This window comes from Azohydromonas aeria, assembly GCF_009760915.1.
Lineage (GTDB): Bacteria > Pseudomonadota > Gammaproteobacteria > Burkholderiales > Burkholderiaceae_C > Azohydromonas > Azohydromonas aeria.
Map to the genome: position 1 here is coordinate 301,873 of NZ_VIDQ01000001.1, position 19,497 is coordinate 321,369.

Genomic DNA, 19,497 nt, shown 5'->3' on the forward strand with positions numbered 1-19,497 from the left:
CCGCTTCCGACGCGAGCCGCAGCCGCTATTCCTCCTCTTCGCAATCACTCTTCATTCGTTCACCGCGATGACTTCGTTTGCATTCGTGTTCCCGGGCCAGGGCTCGCAGGCCGTGGGCATGCTCGACGCTTGGGGTGATCACCCCGCCGTGCGCAGCACGCTGGAAGAGGCCTCGCAGGCGCTGGGCGAGGACGTGGCGCGCCTGATCCACGAGGGTCCCAAGGCGCAGCTCGACCTCACCACCAACACCCAGCCCGTCATGCTCACCGCGGGCATTGCCTGCTGGCGTGCCTGGCTGGCCGAGGGCGGCGCGCAGCCGCAGGCGCTGGCCGGGCATTCGCTGGGCGAGTACACCGCGCTGGTGGCCGCCGGAGCGCTGACGCTGGACGAGGCGCTGCCGCTGGTGCGGCTGCGCGCGCAGGCCATGCAGGAAGCCGTGCCCGTGGGCATGGGCGCCATGGCCGCGATCCTGGGCCTGGACGCGCAGGCCGTGCGCGAAGGCTGCACCGAGGCCGCCGCGGCCAGCGGCGAGGTGGTCGAGGCGGTGAACTTCAACGACCCGAAGCAGACCGTCATCGCCGGCAGCAAGGCCGGCGTCGAGAAGGGTTGCGAGGTCCTCAAGGCACGCGGCGCCAAGCGCGCGCTGCCGCTGCCGGTGTCGGCGCCGTTCCACTCCAGCCTGATGAAGCCCGCCGCCGAGCGGCTGCGCGAGAAGCTGGCCACGGTGGCGCTGCAGGTGCCCGCCATCGCGGTGGTCAACAACATCGACGTGGCCGCGCCGGTGGAGCCCGAAGCCATCCGCGACGCGCTCTACCGCCAGGCCTTCGGCCCGGTGCGCTGGGTGGAGGTGGTGCAGGCGATGAAGGCGCGCGGCATCACGCACGTGGTCGAGTGCGGCCCGGGCAAGGTGCTCGCGGGCATGGTCAAGCGCATCGACGCCGAGTTGCAGGGCGCGGCGCTGTTCGATCCGGCCACGCTGGCCGAAGTCAAGGGGATGCTGGCATGAGCGCACCGTCGCTGAATGAACAGCTCGCGCTCGTCACGGGCGCCTCGCGCGGCATCGGCCGCGCCATCGCGCTGGCGCTGGCGCAGTCGGGCATGAAGGTGGTGGGCACCGCCACCACCGAGGCCGGCGCGCAGTCCATCGCCGAGGCCCTGGCCGGCTTTGCCGGCTGCAGCGCCATCGCGCTGGACGTCAACGACGCCGCCGGCGTGGACGCCGCCGTCGAGGCCCTGGTCAAGGCCCATGGCGGGCTGCACGTGCTGGTCAACAACGCCGGCATCACGCGCGACCAGCTGGCCATGCGCATGAAGGACGCCGACTGGGACGCGGTGCTCGACACCAACCTCAAGGCCGTGTTCCGGCTGAGCCGCGCCGTGATGCGGCCGATGATGAAGCAGCGCTACGGGCGCATCGTGAACATCACTTCCGTGGTGGGCGCCTCGGGCAACCCGGGCCAGGCCAACTACGCCGCGGCCAAGGCCGGCGTGGCGGGCATGACGCGCGCGCTGGCGCGCGAGCTCGGCAGCCGCGGCGTGACCGTGAACTGCGTGGCCCCGGGCTTCATTGCCACCGACATGACCGAGGTGCTGCCCGAGGCGCAGAAGGCCGCGCTGCTGCAGCAGATCCCGCTGGGGCGGCTGGGGCAGCCGCAGGAAATCGCCGATGCCGTGCGTTTCCTGGCCTCGCCGCAGGCCGGCTACATCACCGGTACCGAGCTGCACGTCAACGGCGGCATGTTCATGCACTGAATAGCACCGAGTGGGCCCGCCGGGGCGTCAAGGGGGCGGGCCCCCTCGGACGCGTAGAATCCGGGCCGTTTGAGCAATCCCCTCCTGGAGGAGTCAATGAGCGATATCGAAGCACGTGTCAAGAAAATCATCGCCGAGCAGCTCGGCGTGCCCGAGGACGAAGTCACCAACGAGAAGGCCTTCGTGGCCGACCTGGGCGCCGACTCGCTCGACACGGTCGAACTGGTGATGGCACTGGAAGACGAGTTCGGCATCGAGATCCCGGACGAAGAGGCCGAGAAGATCACCACGGTGCAGCTGGCCATCGACTACGCCGTCAAGAACCAGAGTCAGAAGGGCTGAAGCAAGCATGAGCCGACGTCGCGTCGTCATCACCGGGCTGGGGTTGATCAGCCCGGTCGGCAATACGGTGGCTGAGGGCTGGGCCAACCTGGTTGCCGGCCGCTCGGGCATCGACCACATCACGAAGTTCGACGCGTCGGCGCTGGCTTGCCGTTTCGCCGGCGAAGTGCGCGGCTTCAATGTGGAGGAGTACATCCCCGGCAAGGAAGCGCGCCACATGGACACCTTCATCCATTACGGGATGGCGGCGTCGATCCAGGCCGTGAAGGACGCCGGACTGCCTTCCGGCGCCGAGCTCAGCGAAGAGGGCGCCGAGCGCATTGGCGTGATCGTGGGCTCGGGCATCGGCGGCCTGCCGCTGATCGAGGACACGTACCAGGAGTACAGCAGCCGCGGCCCGCGGCGCATCTCCCCGTTCTTCGTGCCGGCCTCGATCATCAACATGATTTCCGGGCACGTGTCGATCCGCTTCGGCTTCACGGGCCCGAACCTGTCCATCGTCACCGCGTGCACCACCGGGCTGCACTGCATCGGCGAAGCCGCGCGGCTGATCCAGCACGGCGATGCCGACGTGATGGTGGCCGGCGGCGCCGAGAGCACCATTTCGCCGCTGGGCGTAGGCGGCTTCGCCGCGGCACGTGCGCTGTCCACCCGCAACGACGACCCCAAGACGGCTTCGCGCCCCTGGGACAAGGACCGCGATGGCTTCGTGCTGGGCGAGGGCGCGGGCGTGCTGGTGCTCGAGGAGTACGAGCATGCGAAGAAGCGCGGCGCGAGGATCTATGCCGAGTTCGCGGGCTTCGGCATGGGCGCCGACGCGTTCCACATGACGGCACCCAACGTCGACGGGCCCAAGCGCTCGATGCGCGCGGCGCTGCGCGACGCCGGCATCAACGCCGACGAGGTGCACTACCTCAACGCGCACGGCACCTCGACGCCGCTGGGCGACCAGAACGAAACCAACGCCATCAAGCTGGCCTTCGGTGACCATGCCAAGCGGCTGGTTGTGAACTCGACCAAGTCCATGACCGGCCACCTGCTGGGCGGCGCGGGCGGGCTGGAGTCGGTGTTCACGGTGCTGGCGCTGCACCACCAGGTGTCGCCGCCGACCATCAACATCTTCAACCAGGATCCGGAATGCGACCTGGACTACTGCGCCAACGAGGCGCGGGAGATGAAGATCGACGTGGCGGTGAAGAACAACTTCGGCTTCGGCGGCACCAACGGCACGCTGGTGTTCCGCAAGGCTTGAAGCCCCTGGCACGCCGAAGCTCTGTCCGCTGCCTGCATGCGCACGGCCCCGGCCGTTCACCTGACCCTGGAGGCCGACACGCCCTGGCGTGTCGGCCTTTGCCTTTTGGGCGCCGCGGCGGCGGCCGTGCCGGTGCTGGGCCTGGCGCTGCGGCTGGAGCTGGCGCCGGCCTGGGCCTTCGGCGCGGCCGCGGCGGCAGCGCTGGCCGGCGGCGCCTGGCCGTGGCGGCGGCGCGCGCCGCAGGCCGCGGCGCTGGCCTGGGATGGCGCGCAGTGGCAGTTGTGGCTGCGCGGCCAGGCGCGGCCGTGCGCCGGCCGGGCGCAGCTGATGATCGACCTGGGCCCGTGGCTGCTGCTGCGCCTGTGCCCGACGCCGTCCGGTGCGCCGCGCGCGGCGCGAGGGCATTGGCTGGCGCTGTCGCGTTCGCGCCACGCCGCGCACTGGCACGCGCTGCGCTGCGCGCTGCATGCACGACCCCCGGCCGCGGAGGGCGCCGCCACCGGCGCGCCGCGGCAAGGATGAAGCCGCGATGAGTGCCGAGGCCGACGCCGTGTTGGTGGAGCGCGTCAAGCGCGGGGACCAGCGCGCCTTCGAGCTGCTGGTGATCAAGTACCAGCGCCGCGTGGAGCGGCTCATCGCGCGCATGGTGCGCGACGTGGACTTGGTGGCCGACATCGCGCAGGAAACCTTCATCCGCGCCTACCGCGCGCTGCCGCAGTTCCGCGGTGAGAGCGCCTTCTACACCTGGCTCTACCGCATCGCGGTCAACACCGCCAAGAAGGCGCTGGTGGACCTCAAGCGCGACCCGCTGGTGCCCGAAGCGGCATATGTCACGCATGGCGAGGACGGCGAGGAAACTTCCCGGGTGGAAAACGAACTAAGCGACGGCGAAACCCCCGAGGCAGTGCTGGCCAGCAAGGAAGTGGCCGCCACCGTCAATGCCGCCATCGATGCCCTGTCGGAAGATTTGCGTCAGGCCATCACGCTGCGCGAAATCGAGGGATTGAGCTACGAAGAGATCGCTGAAGTGATGAACTGTCCCATCGGCACCGTGCGCTCGCGCATCTTCCGCGCGCGCGAGGCCATCGCGCAGCGCCTGCGCCCGTTGCTGGGCACGCGCGGCGACGAGCGCTGGTAGGGCGGTCCTGAATCCATGGAGTTCCAGATGCTCGACAACGACCGGCCCGATCCGACGCAACCCGAACAGGAGGCACTGTCGGCGCTGATGGATGGCGAGCTCGACGCCGCCGCCGCCGCGCGCCTGGCCGACGCCTGCCGCGGCGATGCGCGGCTGCGCGAGAGTTGGCACCGCTACCACCTCATCGGCGACGTGATGCGCTCGCAGGACCTGGCACAGCCGCCCGGCCACGATGCGGCCTTCGTGCTGCGGCTGCGCGAGCGCCTGGCCGCGGAGCCGGTACTGCTGGCGCCGACCCCGGCGCCGGTGCCGGCGCTCGCACTGGAGCCACGGCGCCAGCGGCGCATCCCGCGCCGCGCCTGGGCGGCCTCGGCGGTGGCTGCGGGCGTCATGGCCGTGGGCGGCGTGCTGGTGGTGGCGCGGCTGCAGCCGGTGCAGCCTGGGCAGGGAGGCGGCGCCGTGATCGCCCAGGCACCGGCACCGACGCAGCGGACGCCGGTGTCCGAGGTGCGGGCGCTGCCGCCGGCGGCGGAGTCGGGCACCGTGGCCCAGGCCGACGACCGGCTGCTGCGCGACGCGCAGCTCGACCGCTACCTCGTGGCCCACAAGCAGTGGGGCAGCAGCTTCGCGATGCCGGTCGTGGCTACGCGGGTTTCGGCAGCCCAGCGCTGAGGCGAACGCAGCGATGCGCAGGCGAGGGTTCGTGCAGGGGGTGTTGCCGGCGTTGGCAGTTCTTGTCGCACCACCGCTGATGGCCGCGGCGCCGTCCGACGCGGCCATCTGGCTGCAGCGGTTACGCGACGCGGCGCAGCATCGCAACTTCCAGGGCACGCTGGTGCACAGCGCCGGCGGCATGGTCAGCAGCTCGCGCGTGGCCCACTACGGCGAAGGTGGCCACCAGTACGAGCGCATGGAGATGCTCGATGGGCAGCTGCGGCGCGTGTTCCGCCACGACGACGTGGTGCTGACGCTGTGGCCCGAGCGCAAGCTGGCCGTGATCGAGCAGCGCGAGCCCGGCGCGTCGATGCCGGTGCTCATGCGCGCGCGGCCGGACACCCAGCTGCTGGAGCGATACGAGTGGCGCCCCCAAGGCAGCGACCGCGTCGCCGGCCACGAGGCCCACGTGGTGCTGCTGCACCCCCGCGACGGCCTGCGCTTTGCCCAGCGTCTGTGGATGGACCCCCACACCGCCCTGCCGCTGCGCGTGGACCTGCTGGCCAGCGACGGCCGCGTGCTGGAGAGCGCCGCCTTCACCGAGCTGGCGCTGGACGTGCGCGCGCAGCCCGACACCGTGCTGCGCCCGATGCGCAAGCTCGACGGTTACCGCGTGCTGCGCCCGGCGCTGGTGCGCACGCGGCTGGAGGCTGAGGGCTGGAGCGCGCCGGTCGTGCCCGGCTTCGAGCAGCTCAGTTGCGTCAAGCGCGTGCTCGATGACAACGAAGACGGGCAGGGCAGCACGACGCTGCAGGCGGTGTGGGCCGACGGCCTCACGCATGTCTCGCTGTTCATCGAGCCTTACCGCGAAGGACGCCAGCACCCGGTCCAGACCGCTATCGGCGCCACCCACACGCTGATGCAGAGGCATGGCACCTGGTGGATCACGGTGGTGGGCGAGGTGCCCCTGGGCACCCTGCAGAAGTTCGCGGCCGGCCTGGCACGCCGGACCTAGCCCCGGTCAGGAATCCGGACGTCCCTCCGGAAAAATCACTTCAACACGCAAGGGAAACGCATGCGAATCGATGGCGTATTGCTGGGCCGGCAGGCCCGACGAGGCACGCTGGCCGCGCTGGCGGCGTTGAGCCTGGGCGCGGCGCTGGCCGCGCCGGCGCGCGCGCAGCAGGGACCGGCCCAGGCCCCGGCACAGGCCCAGGTGCTGCCCGACTTCACCGAGCTGGTGGAGCGCGTGGGGCCGGCGGTGGTCAACATCCGCACCCTGGAGCGCGCGCGCTCGGCCAGCCGCGGCGCGCCGGAGATGGACGAGGGCCTGGAGGAGTTCTTCCGCCGCTTCGGCATTCCGCTGCCCGGGCGGCCGAACCCGCGCGGTACCCCCCCTGGCGGCGGCAACGAAGAGCCACAGCAGCGCGGCGTGGGCTCGGGCTTCATCCTCAGCGCCGACGGCTTCGTCATGACCAACGCGCACGTGGTCGAGGGCGCCGAGGAGGTCATCGTCACGCTGCCCGACAAGCGCGAGCTCAAGGCGCGCATCGTGGGTGCCGACACCCGCACCGACGTGGCCGTGGTCAAGATCGAGGCCACCGGGCTGCCGTTCGTGCGCATCGGCGACGTGGGCCGGCTGCGCGTGGGCGAGTGGGTGGTGGCCATCGGCTCGCCCTTCGGGCTGGACAACACCGTCACCGCCGGCATCGTCAGCGCCAAGCAGCGCGACACGGGCGACTACCTGCCCTTCATCCAGACCGACGTGGCCATCAACCCGGGCAACTCCGGCGGGCCGTTGCTGAACATGCGCGGCGAGGTCATCGGCATCAACTCGCAGATCTACAGCCGCTCCGGCGGCTTCATGGGGATTTCCTTCGCCATCCCGATCGACGAGGCCATGCGCGTGGCCGAGCAACTGCGCACCAACGGCCGCGTGGTGCGCGGGCGCATCGGGGTGCAGATCGCGCCGGTGACCAAGGAAGTGGCGGAATCCATCGGCCTGGGCAAGCCGGTGGGCGCGCTGGTGCAGAACGTGGAAGCGGGCAGCCCGGCGGAGAAGGCCGGCATCGAGCCCGGCGACATCATCACCAAGGTCGAGGGCAGGACGGTGGAGCGCTCGGGCGAGCTGCCGCGCGTCATCGGCGGCACCAAGCCCGGCACGCGCACGACGCTGCAGGTGTTTCGCCGTGGCAACTACCGCGACCTGACAGTGACGGTGGCCGAGATCGAGCCCGACAAGCCGCGCCGCGCCGCGCAGGCCGAGAGCGCACCGCGCGCCAGCAGCCCCACGTCCATCGGGCTGTCGGTGTCGGACCTGCCCGAGGCGCAGCGCCGCGACCTCAAGGGCCGCGGCGTGCGCGTGGAGTCGGTGGAGGGTGCGGCGGCGCGTGCCGGGCTGCGCGAGGGCGACCTGATCCTGGCCCTGGACAACACCGAGATCACCAGCGCGCGCCAGTTCACCGGCCTGGTGGAGAAGGCCGACAAGTCCAAGCCGCTGTCGGTGCTGGTGCGCCGCGGCGACCAGACCACGTTCGTGGTCATCCGCCCGGGCGGCGGCAACGCGCGCTGAGCCAGGCCGCGGCAGCCGGCAGCCAAGACCCGGCGTCCCACTCGGGCGCCGGGTTTTTTCACGATGCGGCATTGACTGCCTGCCGGGTTGGAATGTCCGGCATTTGCGGCTTGTGGATTGCGCGGCGTGCGGCAAAGGGCATTGCCCGAGACCGTAGCAGGCGGCTACGATGTGGATAAACTGTTGAAAAGTGACGCTGGCCGAGACCGGAAGACCCGCCGCGGTGACTGTTTGAGGCTGGCCGGCGGGGGTCTTTTGGCTACAATGAAGGCCCAACAAGCAGTTGCCATACGTTTTGTTGGAAGGCGCGTCACCGTTTCGACGTGCCTTTTTTTTGACCCCGACAGGCCGCCGGCGCGGCGTGTCGCCGGGCCGATCCGCAGGGTCCCGTGCAGGCAGCGCGGCCTGCGCCCGACGCCGCCCGCGGCCTCGGCCCCTCGCATTGCCGTTCGCATGGACCACATCCGCAACTTCTCCATCATTGCCCACATTGACCACGGCAAGAGCACGCTGGCCGACCGCCTGATCCAGCGCTGCGGCGGCCTGAGCGACCGCGAGATGGAGGCCCAGGTGCTCGACTCGATGGACATCGAGCGCGAGCGCGGCATCACGATCAAGGCGCAGACCGCGGCGCTGCAGTACAAGGCGCGCGACGGCAAGACCTACAACCTCAACCTCATCGACACGCCGGGGCACGTGGACTTCAGCTACGAAGTCAGCCGGTCGCTGTCGGCCTGCGAGGGTGCGCTACTGGTGGTGGACGCGTCCCAGGGCGTGGAAGCGCAGACGGTGGCCAACTGCTACACGGCGCTGGACCTGGGCGTCGAGGTGGTGCCGGTGCTCAACAAGATGGACCTGCCGCAGTCCGACCCGGAGCGCGCCAAGGAGGAGATCGAGGACGTCATCGGCATCGACGCCGCCGACGCGATTCCCTGCTCGGCCAAGACCGGCATGGGCATCGACGACATCCTCGAAGCCGTGGTCACGCGCATGCCGGCTCCGAAGGGCAACGCCGACGGCCCGCCGCGGGCCATGATCATCGACGCCTGGTTCGACAACTACGTGGGCGTGGTGATGCTGGTGCGCGTGGTCGATGGCCAGATCGGCAAGGGCGAGCGCATCCGCATGATGGCCACCAACGCCGTCTACGGCATCGAGCACCTGGGCGTGTTCACGCCCAAGAGCGAGAACCGCGACGTGCTGCGCGCCGGCGAGGTGGGCTTCGTGATCTGCGGCATCAAGGAGCTGGCTGCGGCCAAGGTGGGCGACACCGTCACGCTGGAGAAGAAGCTGCCCAACAACGCCGGCCCCGCCACCGAGGCGCTGCCGGGCTTCAAGGAGATCCAGCCACAGGTGTTCGCGGGCCTGTACCCGAGCGAGGCCAGCGAGTACGACCAGCTGCGCGACGCGCTGGAGAAGCTCAAGCTCAACGACAGCTCGCTGCGCTACGAGCCCGAGGTGTCGCAGGCGCTGGGCTTCGGCTTCCGCTGCGGCTTCCTGGGCCTGCTGCACATGGAGATCGTGCAGGAGCGGCTGGAGCGCGAATTCGACCAGGACCTGGTCACGACCGCGCCCAGCGTGGTGTACGAGGTGGAGCTCGGCGACGGCGAGGTCATCGAGGTCGAGAACCCGAGCAAGATGCCCGACGTGGGCCGCATCCGCGAGATCCGCGAGCCCATCGTCACGGTGCACCTGTACATGCCGCAGGACTACGTCGGCCCGGTGATGACGCTGGCCAACCAGAAGCGCGGCGTGCAGCTCAACATGGCCTACCACGGCCGCCAGGTGATGCTCACCTATGAGCTGCCGCTGGCCGAGATCGTGCTGGACTTCTTCGACAAGCTCAAATCCGTCTCGCGCGGCTACGCCAGCATGGATTACGAGTTCAAGGAGTACCGCGCAGCCGACGTGGTGAAGGTGGACATCCTGATCAACGGCGAGCGGGTGGATCCGCTGGCGATGATCGTGCACCGCTCGCAGAGCCAGTACCGCGGCCGCGCCGTGGCGGCCAAGATGCGCGAGCAGATCCCGCGCCAGATGTACGACGTGGCGATCCAGGCGGCCATCGGCGCCAACATCATCGCGCGCGAGAACATCAAGGCGCTGCGCAAGAACGTGCTGGCAAAATGCTACGGCGGTGACATCACCCGCAAGCGCAAGCTGCTCGAAAAGCAGAAGGCCGGCAAGAAACGCATGAAGCAGATCGGCACCGTCGAGGTGCCGCAGGAAGCGTTCCTGGCCATTCTCCAGGTGGACGACTGACACAACGAATGAGTTCCCTCACCGCGCTCTTGTACGGGGCCCTGATCGTCTATCTCGGCGGCTGGTTCCTGGGCTACTGGATGGGCAACTTCGCCCTGCTGCTGTTCATCCTCACGCTGGTGACGATGGTGTACTGGCTGGCCGAGCGGCTGCGCTTCCGCCCCGCGCGCGAGGCCGCCGCGGCGCAGCTGGAGGTGCAGGCCGCCTCGCGCCGCGCGGAGCTGGCGAAGATGGGCATCGAGAAGGTGGACGGCGACGTCACCGAGGCGCGGCGCAAGGTGCTGGCGCAACCTTGGTGGCTGGACTGGACGGCGGGCCTCTTTCCCGTGATCGTGGCCGTGTTCCTGCTGCGCAGCTTCCTGTTCGAGCCCTTCAAGATCCCCTCGGGCTCGATGATCCCGACGCTGATGGTGGGCGACCTGATCCTGGTGAACAAGTTCCACTACGGCATCCGGCTGCCCGTGATCAACAAGAAGATCGTGGACAACCGCGAGCCCGTGCGCGGTGACGTGATCGTGTTCCGCTATCCCGTCGATCCGCGCGTGGACTACATCAAGCGCGTGGTGGGCCTGCCCGGCGACGAGGTCAGCTACCTCAACAAGCGGCTCACCATCAATGGCCAGCCGGTGCCGATGCAGCAGCTGCCCGACTTCTACGACGAGGACAGCCTGCGCTACGCGCAGCAGTACAGCGAGAAGCTGGGCGAGGTGGAGCACCGCATCCTCATCGACCGCGACCGCCCCGCCTTCATCCCCGGCAACCACGCCTTCCCCAACAGCTCGGCCTGCCGCTACAGCGCCGAGGGCGTGAGCTGCAAGGTACCCGCGGGCCATTACTTCGTGATGGGCGACAACCGCGACAACTCGCAGGACTCGCGCTACTGGGGCTTCGTGCCCGACGAGAACATCGTTGGCCGGGCCTTCTTCGTGTGGATGAACTTCGGCAACCTCGGCCGCATCGGCGCCTTCCATTGAGGATGGGCCCGCAGCCGCCGCTGCACACGCGCCGGCAGCGCGGGCTGTCCGCGCCGAGCCTGCTGCTGTGGGCGCTGCTGGTGGCCGCGGCGGCGCTCGCGGCCGTGCGGGTGCTGCCCTCCGTCAACGAGTACTACGCCGTGCGCCGTGCCGTCGAGCGGCTGGCGGCCACCAACGGCAGCCCGGCCGAGATCCGTGCCGCGTACGATCGGCTGCGCGGCAGCGAGCCCCCGCTGGCGGTGCTGCGCGGCGATGACCTGGCCATCGAGCGCGAGGGCGACCAGGTCGTCATCCGCTTCGCCTACGCCAAGGAGATCGAGCTCATGGCCCCGGTGTACCTGCTCATCAAGTACCACGGCCGCTCCCGTTGAAGGCGCGCCACTTGCCCGCACATCCTGACATGGACCATCGAATCGAAGCGCTGCAGCAGCGCCTGGGCTACCGCTTCGCGCAGCCGCGGCTGCTGCAGCGCGCGCTCACGCACCGCAGCTTCGGCGCCGATCACAACGAGCGCCTCGAGTTCCTGGGCGACGCCGTCCTGAGCGTCACCATCTCCGCCATGCTCTACGAGCGCTTCAGCGGCTCCGACGAAGGCGACCTGACCCGCGTGCGCGCCCATCTCGTGCGCGAGGACAGCCTGCACCGCGTCGCGCTGCAGCTGGGGCTGCCCGAAGTGCTGCGCCTGTCCGAGGGCGAAGCCCGCGGCGGCGGCGCGCAGCGCCCCTCCATCCTGGCCGACGCGCTGGAGGCGATCCTGGGCGCGGCCTTCCTCGACGGCGGCTTCGAGCCGGCGCAAGCGCTGGTGCGCCGCCTCTTCGGCGAGGTCATCGCCTCCACCGAGATGGACGGCTGGAGCAAGGACCCCAAGACCGAGCTGCAGGAATGGCTGCAGGCGCGCCGCCTGGCGGTGCCGGTGTACCGCATCGTCGCCACGCGCGGGCAGGCCCATGCCCAGACCTTCGAAGTCGAATGCGCCCAGCCCGCGCTGGGCCTGGCCGCCCCGGGCGAGGGCCGCTCCCGCCGCACCGCCGAGCAGGACGCCGCGCGGCGGCTGCTCGACATCCTCAAGTCCAGCGACCGCCCCGGCGGGCCGCTGCGCTCCTGAACCGAATGACCGTGAATCCCGACCAAGACCCTTCCGCGCCGGCCGCCCAGCCTCCCGAGGCCGCCGCTGCCGCAGGCGCCGACACGCCTCCTGACTTCGCTTCCGACCCCGACGCTTCCGGCGCGGTGGAGGAGGGCGCCGACACCGGCGCCGAGGACGACGCGGCGGACGCCCCGGAGGGTGACGAGCAGGACGGCGACGCGCGCCAGGCTGTGGACCTGGACGCCGTCTTCGGCGGCAAGTCGGCAGCGGCCGCCGCCGGCCAGCGCTGCGGCCTGGTGGCCATCGTCGGCCGGCCCAACGTGGGCAAGAGCACGCTGCTCAACGCGCTGGTGGGCCAGAAGGTGAGCATCACCTCGCGCAAGGCGCAGACCACGCGCCACCGCATCACCGGCATCCGCACCGAGGGCGACGCGCAGTTCGTGTTCGTGGACACGCCGGGCTTCCAGACCAAGCACTCCACGGCGCTGAACCGCAACCTCAACCGCACCGTGCAGGGCGTGCTCTCCGACGTGGACGTGGTGCTGTTCCTGGTCGAGGCCGGCCGCTTCGGGCTGGACGACGCCAAGGTGCTGGCGCTGCTGCCCGCCGACAAGCCGGTGCTGCTCATCGCCAACAAGCTCGACGCCGTGCAGCGCCGCAACGACATGCTGCCGTGGCTGAAATCCATGCAGGAGCGCCGCGACTTCGCCGAGTTCGTGCCGATGACCGCCCGCAAGGAGGCCGACGTGACGCGGCTGCTGGGCATCGTGCGCCCGTACCTGCCCGAGCAGGGCTGGTTCTACGAGGAGGACGCGCTCACCGACCGCAGCGACCGCTTCCTGGCCAGCGAGCTGATCCGGGAAAAGCTGTTCCGCCTCACCGGCGACGAGCTGCCCTACAGCTGCACCGTCGTGATCGACAAGTTCCAGGAAGAGGGCAAGCTGCGCCGCATCGCCGCGACCATCGTCGTCGAGCGCGAGGCGCACAAGGGCATGGTCATCGGCGACAAGGGCGAGGTGCTCAAGCGCATCGGCAGCGAGGCGCGCCAGGAGCTGGAGCGGCTCATGGACGCCCGGGTGTTCCTCGAGCTCTGGGTCAAGGTGCGCTCGGGCTGGGCCGACAGCGAGGAGCACCTGCGCTCCTACGGCTACGAGTAAGGCCGGCGTGAAGGCCAAGGCTCCGCCCCAGCCGGCCTACGTGCTGCACCGCTGGGACTGGAGCGAGTCCAGCCTGGTGCTGGACCTGTTCACCCGCGGCCAGGGCCGCATCGCCGTGGTGGCCAAGGGCGCCAAGCGCCCGTACTCGCAGCTGCGCCCGGTGCTGCTGCCGTTCCAGCGCCTGAACGTGCACCTGGGCCGCAGCGCCGAGGCCGAGGTGCAGCTGCTGCGCGGCGCCGACTGGGCCGGCGGTGCGCCCATGCTCGCCGGCGAGGCGCTGTTCTCCGGCTTCTACCTCAACGAGCTGCTGATGAAGCTGCTCGCCCGGCACGACCCGCACCCCGCGCTCTTCGACGCCTACGCCGCCACGCTGCCCGCGCTGGGCGGCGGCAACGAGCTGCACGCGCAGGCGGCGCTGCGCGCCTTCGAGCTGCTGCTGCTGCGCGACACCGGCCTGCTGCCCGACCTGGCGCAGGTGACGCTGCGGCTGGAAGCCACCGAGCCGCGCGTCCGCTACGCGCTGCGCGCCGAATCGGGCCTCGTGGACGCCGGCGGCGCCGAGGCCGCGCTCAGCGGCCAGGCCTGGACGGCGCTGCAGGCCGCCCTCGACGCCGGCGACCTGGGCGCGCTGCAGGCCGGCTGCCTCGCGGCGCTGCAGCCGCTGCGCAGCCAGCTGCGCGCACTGCTTCACTATCATCTCGGCTCCCCGCTGCTGCGCACCCGCGAGGTGATGCGCGACCTGCAGCGGCTCATCGGCGTCCCCGCCGCTCCAGCAGCCTGAAATCCCCCTTCCTTCGAGCGATGAATCCCCTGGTGGCTCCCGAATCCCAGGCGCGCGACGCCCGCACCGCGCTCTCGGTCAACCTCAACAAGGTCGCGCTGCTGCGCAACACGCGCCACCTGGGCATTCCCAGCGTGATCCGCGCGGCGGAGCAGGTGCTGCAGGCCGGCGCGCAGGGCATCACCGTGCACCCGCGCCCGGACGAGCGCCACATCCGCGCCGAGGACGTGCACGCGCTGGCCGAGTTCCTGAAGGCCTGGCCGCACGTCGAATACAACATCGAGGGCAACCCCTTCCACAACCTCGTCGGCTTCATCGAGGCCGTGCGCCCGCACCAGGCGACCTTCGTCCCGGACAACGTCGAGCAGTTCACCTCCGACCACGGCTGGAACCTGCCGGCCGACCTGGAGCGCCTCGTCCCGGTGATTCAGCAGGTGAAGGCGCTGGGCGTGCGCGTGAGCCTGTTCATGGACCCGCTGCCCGAGGCCATGGCCTTCGCCGCGCAGGCCGGCGCCGACCGCGTCGAGCTCTACACCGAGGCCTACGCCCGCGCGTGGGGCACGGCCGACGAGGACGCGGTGCTGGCACAGTACGTCCGCGCGGCGGAAGCGGCGCTGGCCGCCGGCCTGGGCGTCAACGCCGGGCACGACCTGAACCGCGACAACCTCACCCGCTTCCTGCGCGAGGTGCCGGGGGTGGCGGAGGTGTCGATCGGCCACGCGCTGATCGCCGACGCGCTGGAGCTGGGCTACGCCGAGACGATCCGCGGCTACCAGCGCTGCATCCAGCAGGCCTTCGCTCCGAACCCATGATCGTCGGCATCGGCACCGACGTCTGCGACGTGCGGCGCATCGCCGCCACGCTCGGCCGCAAGAGCGACCGCTTCCCGCTGCGCGTGCTCGGCCCGAGCGAGCAGCAGGTGTTCGCCGCGCGGCGCGCCCGCTCCGAGGCGCGCGGCATCGCCTACCTCGCCACCCGCTTCTCGGCCAAGGAGGCCTTCTCCAAAGCCATCGGCCTGGGCATGCACATGCCCATGCGCTGGCGCGACTGCGAGATCCTCAACCACGCCAGCGGCCAGCCCTACCTGCAACTGCACGGCGCGCTGCGCGACTGGTTCGAGGCGCAGGGCTGGCAAGGCCATGTGACGCTGAGCGACGAGACCGACTACGCCGTCAGCTTCGTCGTCGTCGAAAAGAAACTCACCCAGGACACCGAATGACTTCCCTGCAGCACGCCCCGGTGGTGCTCGACATCGCCGGCCTGGCGCTGGACGACGCCGATCGCCGCCGCCTCCAGCACCCGCTCACCGGCGGGCTGATCCTGTTCGCCCGCAACTGGGAAAGCCGGCGCCAGCTCACCGAGCTGACCGCCGAGATCAAGAGCCTGCGCCCGGACGTGCTGATCTGCGTGGACCACGAGGGCGGCCGCGTCCAGCGCTTCAGGACCGACGGTTTCACGCACCTGCCGCCGATGGCGCGCCTGGGCGAGCTGTGGATGCGGGACGCCATGGCCGCCACCGACGCCGCCACCGCCGCCGGCTACGTGCTGGCCTCGGAGCTGCGTGCCTGTGGCGTGGACTTCAGCTTCACGCCGGTGCTGGACCTGGACTACGGCCAGAGCGCCGTCATCGGCGACCGGGCCTTCCACCGCGACGCGCGAGTGGCCGCGCTGCTGGCCAAGAGCCTCATGCACGGGCTGCTGCTGGCCGGCATGCAGGCCTGCGGCAAGCACTTCCCCGGCCACGGCTTCACCCACGCCGACTCGCACACCGAGGTGCCGGTCGATAAACGCTCGCTGCGGGCGATCCTGGCCGAGGACGCCAAGCCCTACGAATGGCTGTCCACCGGGCTGGGCTCGGTGATGCCGGCGCACGTGATCTACCCGAAGGTGGACGCGCGCCCGGCCGGCTTCTCGGCGAAGTGGCTGCAGGACATCCTGCGCGGCCGCCTGGGTTTCACCGGTGCCGTGTTCAGCGATGACCTGAGCATGGAAGGCGCGCGGCGCCTGGACGGCGCAGTCGTGAGCTACACCGACGCCGCGGTGGCGGCGCTCACCGCCGGCTGCGACCTGGTGCTGCTGTGCAACCAGTCGCTGGACGGCGGCGCGGCGGTGGACGAACTGCTCGACGGGCTGCAGGCCGCGCTGGAGCAGGGCGCCTGGCAACTCGACCCCGACAGCGAGGCGCGCCGCGTGGCGCTGCTGCCGCAGGGCGCGCCGGTGCCGTGGGACGACCTGATGCACCAGGCGGTGTACCAGCGGGCGCTGGAGCGGCTGCCCTGAGCCGCAGGCTCAACCGGCCGGCATGAAAAAACGCCGCCGGGGCGCAAGCCCCGGCGGCGTTCGTCCTTGAGCGCGTCCGGCCCGGTCACCCGGGCCGTCGCCGCATCACTGCACGGCGGTTTCCAGCTCGAAAGGCAGCTTCACCTGGGTGAGGTCCTTGCGCGTCTCCACCAGTACCAGCGGACCCTCGTCCACCAGCACCACCGGCTTGATCACGCGCGGCACGTGCACCGGCGGCGGCTCGTTGGCGATGGCTTCCTGCGCGGCGCGCACCTTCTCGGCGTCGGAGTGCACCCACTGCAGCCCGGCCGACTCGGCCAGCGCCTGCAGCTCGGTCAGCGGCAGCTCGAAGGGCTCGGCGGCAGGCACCGCTTCGGCGTCGGCATGCGGCGCCAAGCGGTCGCCTTCGGGCGGCGTCGCCTCGGGCAGCACCGGCAGCACGCCCACCGGCTCCTCCTCGCCCACGGGGGCGTGGTCGGCGGCCGCCGCGGAGACGGCGCCCTCGGCCATGGCCGCGGCGGCGATGGCGTCAGCGGCGGCGTCGGCAGCCACCGGCTCGCGCTCGCGGCGCGGGCGGCGGCGGCGGCGCGTGTCGGCCTCGCCAGTCTCTTCGGCAGCCACGGGAGCGGCCTCGGCGCCTTCGCCCGCCGCCGGAGTCACGGCGGTGTCACCCATGACCTCGCCACCCTCGGCCGCGACGGCCTCGGCCATGGCCTCGGCGGCATCGCCCTCGGCGCGCAGCTCGTCACGGTCGCGGCCACCACGGCGGCGGCGACGGCGGCGGTTCTGCTCGGCCTGCGCGTCCAGGTCCAGCTCGTCGCCGGCAGCCACCGGCGGCAGCTGCTCCGGCGCGCTCTCGATCAGCTCGGCCGCGACGGCCAGCGGATCCTCCTGCAGCGGCGGCGGCGTCACCGGCTCGGCACGCGGGCCGCGGCGGCCCTCGCCACGCTCCGGACGCTCGGCGCGTTCCGGGCGCTCGCCGCGCTCGGCACGCTCAGCCCGCTCGGGACGGTCCTCGCGTTCCACGCGCTCGGCACGCTCCGGACGCTCGGCGCGCTCGGCACGCTCCGCGCGCTCGCCACGCTCCGGGCGCTCCGCGCGTTCGACGCGCTCGCCGCGCGGCGGACGTTCGCCGCGCTCGGCGCGCGGCTCGAAGCCGTTGACGCTCTCGACGGCTTCGGCACGGCGGCCGCGCTCGCGCTCGCCGCCATTGCGGCCCTCGCGGCCTTCGCGGCTGTCACGGCCTTCGCGGAACTCGCCGCGCGCCTCGCCGTTGCGGCGCGACTCCTCGGGGCGGGCGCGGCTGCCGTCGCGGCGGCCACCACGCTCGCCGCGCTCGCCACCGCGCTCGGAGCGTTCGCCACGCTCACCGCGCTCGCGGCGGCGCGTCTCGCGCGCCTCGGGGAAGGGGTAGCCCTGGGCCGCGGACGCGGCCGGGGCGGCCGCCGGGGCCGCCACGCCGGCGGCGGATGCCACCGGGGCGCTGCCGCCCGTCTCCACGCCGAAAAGGCGCTTGACCCAGGCGAAGAAGCCGCCGCCCGCGGCCTGCGCGGCCGGCGCGGGCGCCGCCACGGGCGCGGGCGCCGGAGCGGCCGCCACCGGGGCCGGCGCGGGCGCGGGCTTCGGCGGCGCCACCGGCGCGGTGGTGTCGGGCAGGATGCCCTTGATCACCGGCTCCTGCTTGGGCTTCGTCTTCTCGCGCCGCGTGATCCCGACCTCGTCGTCGGGCTCCTCGATCATCGTGTAGCTGGCCTGCAGGTTCTCCAGGCGCGGGTCGTCGTGGCGCAGCCGCTCCAGCTTGTAGTTGGGCGTCTCCAGGTGCTTGTTGGGCACCAGCAGCACGGTGACGCGCTGCTTGAGCTCGATCTTGGTGATCTCGGTGCGCTTCTCGTTGAGCAGGAAGCTCGTCACCTCCACCGGCACCTGCACGTGCACGGCGGCGGTGTTCTCCTTCATCGACTCCTCCTGGACCATGCGCAGGATCTGCAGCGCGGACGATTCGGTGTCGCGGATGTGGCCCGTGCCGTTGCAGCGCGGGCAGGTGATGTGGCTGCCCTCGCTCAAGGCCGGGCGCAGGCGCTGGCGCGAGAGTTCCAGCAGCCCGAATTTGGAGATGGAGCTGAACTGCACGCGGGCGCGGTCCTGGCGCAGCGCGTCGCGCAGCCGCTGCTCGACCTCGCGGCGGTTCTTGGACTCCTCCATGTCGATGAAGTCCACCACGATCAGCCCGCCCAGGTCGCGCAGCCGCATCTGGCGCGCGATCTCGTCGGCGGCTTCGAGGTTGGTGCGGGTGGCGGTCTCCTCGATGTCGCCGCCGCGCGTGGCGCGCGCGGAGTTGACGTCGATGGCCACCAGCGCCTCGGTGTGGTCGATGACGATGGCGCCGCCCGAAGGCAGGTTCACGGTGCGGGAGAAGGCCGTCTCGATCTGGTGCTCGATCTGGAAGCGGCTGAACAGGGGCGCGTCATCGCGGTAGCGCTTCACACGTGCGGCCGTCTCCGGCATCACGTGGTTCATGAACTGCTGCGCTTGCTCGAAGATGTCGTCGGTGTCGATCAGGATCTCGCCGACGTCCGCGGTGAAGTAGTCGCGGATGGCGCGGATGACGAGCGAGCTCTCCTGGTAGATCAGGAACGCGCCCTTGCCCGACTGCGCGGCGCCGTCGATGGCGCTCCACAGCTTGAGCATGTAGTTCAGGTCCCACTGCAGCTCGGCGGCCGAGCGCCCGATGCCCGCGGTGCGCGCGATCAGGCTCATGCCCTTCGGGTGCTCCAGCTGGTCCATCGCCTCCTTGAGCTCTTCGCGGTCCTCGCCCTCGATGCGCCGGCTCACGCCGCCGCCGCGGGGGTTGTTGGGCATGAGCACCAGGTAGCGCCCGGCCAGGCTCACGAAGGTGGTCAGCGCCGCGCCCTTGTTGCCGCGCTCTTCCTTTTCCACCTGCACGAGCAGCTCCTGCCCCTCGCGGATGACGTCGCTGATCCTCGCGTTCTTGACCTCGGCGCCTTCCTTGAAGTACTGGCGCGAGATCTCCTTGAACGGCAGGAAGCCGTGGCGGTCCTCGCCGTAATCGACGAAACAGGCTTCCAGCGACGGTTCGACGCGGGTGACGACGGCCTTGTAGATGTTGCCTTTTCGCTGCTCGCGTCCTTCGATCTCGGTCTCGAAGTCGAGCAGCTTCTGGCCGTCGACGATCGCCAGCCGCCGCTCTTCGGGCTGCGTGGCGTTGATCAGCATGCGCTTCATGTG

General features: G+C 71.0%; 19 protein-coding genes. 18 read left to right on the plus strand and 1 reads right to left on the minus strand.

The window, feature by feature from the left end:
* The first annotated feature begins 67 nt into the window (after window positions 1-67).
* From fabD to nagZ, 18 genes are all read left to right on the plus strand, one after another.
* The gene (fabD, locus tag FJ694_RS01475) at window positions 68-1,006 is read left to right on the plus strand and encodes an ACP S-malonyltransferase (RefSeq protein WP_157263685.1); all 939 of its coding nucleotides are present in this window, start codon (window positions 68-70) and stop codon (window positions 1,004-1,006) included.
* Entirely contained in the window at window positions 1,003-1,752 is a 750-nt protein-coding gene (gene fabG / locus FJ694_RS01480; RefSeq protein ID WP_157263687.1) for a 3-oxoacyl-ACP reductase FabG, read from the plus strand. The genes fabD and fabG overlap by 4 nt, the downstream gene beginning before the upstream one ends.
* Before the next feature lie 96 nt (window positions 1,753-1,848).
* Window positions 1,849-2,094, plus strand: coding sequence for an acyl carrier protein (acpP, locus tag FJ694_RS01485; RefSeq protein WP_157263689.1), 246 nt, complete (start codon window positions 1,849-1,851; stop codon window positions 2,092-2,094).
* Between the two features lie 7 nt (window positions 2,095-2,101).
* A complete protein-coding gene (gene fabF / locus FJ694_RS01490) occupies window positions 2,102-3,346 on the plus strand; it encodes a beta-ketoacyl-ACP synthase II (RefSeq protein ID WP_157263691.1) in 1,245 nt (414 codons plus the stop codon).
* Between the two features lie 36 nt (window positions 3,347-3,382).
* Window positions 3,383-3,868 (plus strand): hypothetical protein, encoded by a 486-nt coding sequence (locus tag FJ694_RS01495; protein ID WP_157263693.1) that lies wholly within the window; start codon window positions 3,383-3,385, stop codon window positions 3,866-3,868.
* A 7-nt stretch (window positions 3,869-3,875) separates the two neighbouring features.
* Window positions 3,876-4,484, plus strand: coding sequence for an RNA polymerase sigma factor RpoE (gene rpoE, locus FJ694_RS01500; RefSeq protein ID WP_157263695.1), 609 nt, complete (start codon window positions 3,876-3,878; stop codon window positions 4,482-4,484).
* A 27-nt stretch (window positions 4,485-4,511) separates the two neighbouring features.
* Window positions 4,512-5,156 (plus strand): sigma-E factor negative regulatory protein, encoded by a 645-nt coding sequence (locus tag FJ694_RS01505; protein WP_157263697.1) that lies wholly within the window; start codon window positions 4,512-4,514, stop codon window positions 5,154-5,156.
* 52 nt (window positions 5,157-5,208) lie between these two features.
* On the plus strand, window positions 5,209-6,153 hold the full coding sequence (locus FJ694_RS01510) for a MucB/RseB family sigma factor regulatory protein (RefSeq protein WP_198320674.1): 945 nt from the start codon (window positions 5,209-5,211) through the stop codon (window positions 6,151-6,153).
* Between the two features lie 60 nt (window positions 6,154-6,213).
* On the plus strand, window positions 6,214-7,710 hold the full coding sequence (locus FJ694_RS01515; RefSeq protein ID WP_157263701.1) for a DegQ family serine endoprotease: 1,497 nt from the start codon (window positions 6,214-6,216) through the stop codon (window positions 7,708-7,710).
* Between the two features lie 453 nt (window positions 7,711-8,163).
* Complete coding sequence (gene lepA / locus FJ694_RS01520; RefSeq protein ID WP_157263703.1) at window positions 8,164-9,972, plus strand: translation elongation factor 4; 1,809 nt, start codon at window positions 8,164-8,166, stop codon at window positions 9,970-9,972.
* 8 nt (window positions 9,973-9,980) lie between these two features.
* Entirely contained in the window at window positions 9,981-10,946 is a 966-nt protein-coding gene (lepB, locus tag FJ694_RS01525; RefSeq protein WP_157263705.1) for a signal peptidase I, read from the plus strand.
* Between the two features lie 2 nt (window positions 10,947-10,948).
* Window positions 10,949-11,317, plus strand: coding sequence for a DUF4845 domain-containing protein (locus FJ694_RS01530; RefSeq protein ID WP_232539852.1), 369 nt, complete (start codon window positions 10,949-10,951; stop codon window positions 11,315-11,317).
* Between the two features lie 29 nt (window positions 11,318-11,346).
* Entirely contained in the window at window positions 11,347-12,051 is a 705-nt protein-coding gene (gene rnc / locus FJ694_RS01535) for a ribonuclease III (RefSeq protein ID WP_157263709.1), read from the plus strand.
* 212 nt (window positions 12,052-12,263) lie between these two features.
* A complete protein-coding gene (gene era, locus FJ694_RS01540) occupies window positions 12,264-13,190 on the plus strand; it encodes a GTPase Era (protein WP_157263855.1) in 927 nt (308 codons plus the stop codon).
* Window positions 13,191-13,197: 7 nt separating this feature from the next.
* Window positions 13,198-13,971 (plus strand): DNA repair protein RecO, encoded by a 774-nt coding sequence (gene recO / locus FJ694_RS01545; RefSeq protein ID WP_157263711.1) that lies wholly within the window; start codon window positions 13,198-13,200, stop codon window positions 13,969-13,971.
* 20 nt (window positions 13,972-13,991) lie between these two features.
* Entirely contained in the window at window positions 13,992-14,783 is a 792-nt protein-coding gene (locus FJ694_RS01550; RefSeq protein WP_157263715.1) for a pyridoxine 5'-phosphate synthase, read from the plus strand.
* Window positions 14,780-15,190: a holo-ACP synthase gene (gene acpS / locus FJ694_RS01555; protein WP_157263717.1), complete on the plus strand. Its 411-nt coding sequence runs from the start codon at window positions 14,780-14,782 to the stop codon at window positions 15,188-15,190. The genes FJ694_RS01550 and acpS overlap by 4 nt, the downstream gene beginning before the upstream one ends.
* Entirely contained in the window at window positions 15,187-16,251 is a 1,065-nt protein-coding gene (gene nagZ, locus FJ694_RS01560; RefSeq protein ID WP_157263719.1) for a beta-N-acetylhexosaminidase, read from the plus strand. Before acpS ends, nagZ begins: the two co-directional genes overlap by 4 nt.
* Before the next feature lie 105 nt (window positions 16,252-16,356).
* On the opposite strand, the gene FJ694_RS01565 is transcribed toward nagZ, so the two are convergent.
* The gene (locus FJ694_RS01565; RefSeq protein WP_157263721.1) at window positions 16,357-19,494 is read right to left on the minus strand and encodes an Rne/Rng family ribonuclease; all 3,138 of its coding nucleotides are present in this window, start codon (window positions 19,492-19,494) and stop codon (window positions 16,357-16,359) included.
* Window positions 19,495-19,497: the final 3 nt, after the last annotated feature.

What these genes read in the sequence shown, in the direction of transcription:
- FJ694_RS01565 (WP_157263721.1), bottom strand. Translation starts at nt 19,494, where the DNA reads ATGAAGCGCATGCTGATCAACGCCACGCAGCCCGAAGAGCGGCGGCTG.
- rnc (WP_157263709.1), top strand. Translation starts at nt 11,347, where the DNA reads ATGGACCATCGAATCGAAGCGCTGCAGCAGCGCCTGGGCTACCGCTTC.
- acpP (WP_157263689.1), top strand. Translation starts at nt 1,849, where the DNA reads ATGAGCGATATCGAAGCACGTGTCAAGAAAATCATCGCCGAGCAGCTC.
- lepA (WP_157263703.1), top strand. Translation starts at nt 8,164, where the DNA reads ATGGACCACATCCGCAACTTCTCCATCATTGCCCACATTGACCACGGC.
- FJ694_RS01505 (WP_157263697.1), top strand. Translation starts at nt 4,512, where the DNA reads ATGCTCGACAACGACCGGCCCGATCCGACGCAACCCGAACAGGAGGCA.
- FJ694_RS01495 (WP_157263693.1), top strand. Translation starts at nt 3,383, where the DNA reads ATGCGCACGGCCCCGGCCGTTCACCTGACCCTGGAGGCCGACACGCCC.
- fabD (WP_157263685.1), top strand. Translation starts at nt 68, where the DNA reads ATGACTTCGTTTGCATTCGTGTTCCCGGGCCAGGGCTCGCAGGCCGTG.
- fabG (WP_157263687.1), top strand. Translation starts at nt 1,003, where the DNA reads ATGAGCGCACCGTCGCTGAATGAACAGCTCGCGCTCGTCACGGGCGCC.
- lepB (WP_157263705.1), top strand. Translation starts at nt 9,981, where the DNA reads ATGAGTTCCCTCACCGCGCTCTTGTACGGGGCCCTGATCGTCTATCTC.
- acpS (WP_157263717.1), top strand. Translation starts at nt 14,780, where the DNA reads ATGATCGTCGGCATCGGCACCGACGTCTGCGACGTGCGGCGCATCGCC.
- fabF (WP_157263691.1), top strand. Translation starts at nt 2,102, where the DNA reads ATGAGCCGACGTCGCGTCGTCATCACCGGGCTGGGGTTGATCAGCCCG.
- rpoE (WP_157263695.1), top strand. Translation starts at nt 3,876, where the DNA reads ATGAGTGCCGAGGCCGACGCCGTGTTGGTGGAGCGCGTCAAGCGCGGG.
- FJ694_RS01515 (WP_157263701.1), top strand. Translation starts at nt 6,214, where the DNA reads ATGCGAATCGATGGCGTATTGCTGGGCCGGCAGGCCCGACGAGGCACG.
- FJ694_RS01530 (WP_232539852.1), top strand. Translation starts at nt 10,949, where the DNA reads ATGGGCCCGCAGCCGCCGCTGCACACGCGCCGGCAGCGCGGGCTGTCC.
- FJ694_RS01550 (WP_157263715.1), top strand. Translation starts at nt 13,992, where the DNA reads ATGAATCCCCTGGTGGCTCCCGAATCCCAGGCGCGCGACGCCCGCACC.
- nagZ (WP_157263719.1), top strand. Translation starts at nt 15,187, where the DNA reads ATGACTTCCCTGCAGCACGCCCCGGTGGTGCTCGACATCGCCGGCCTG.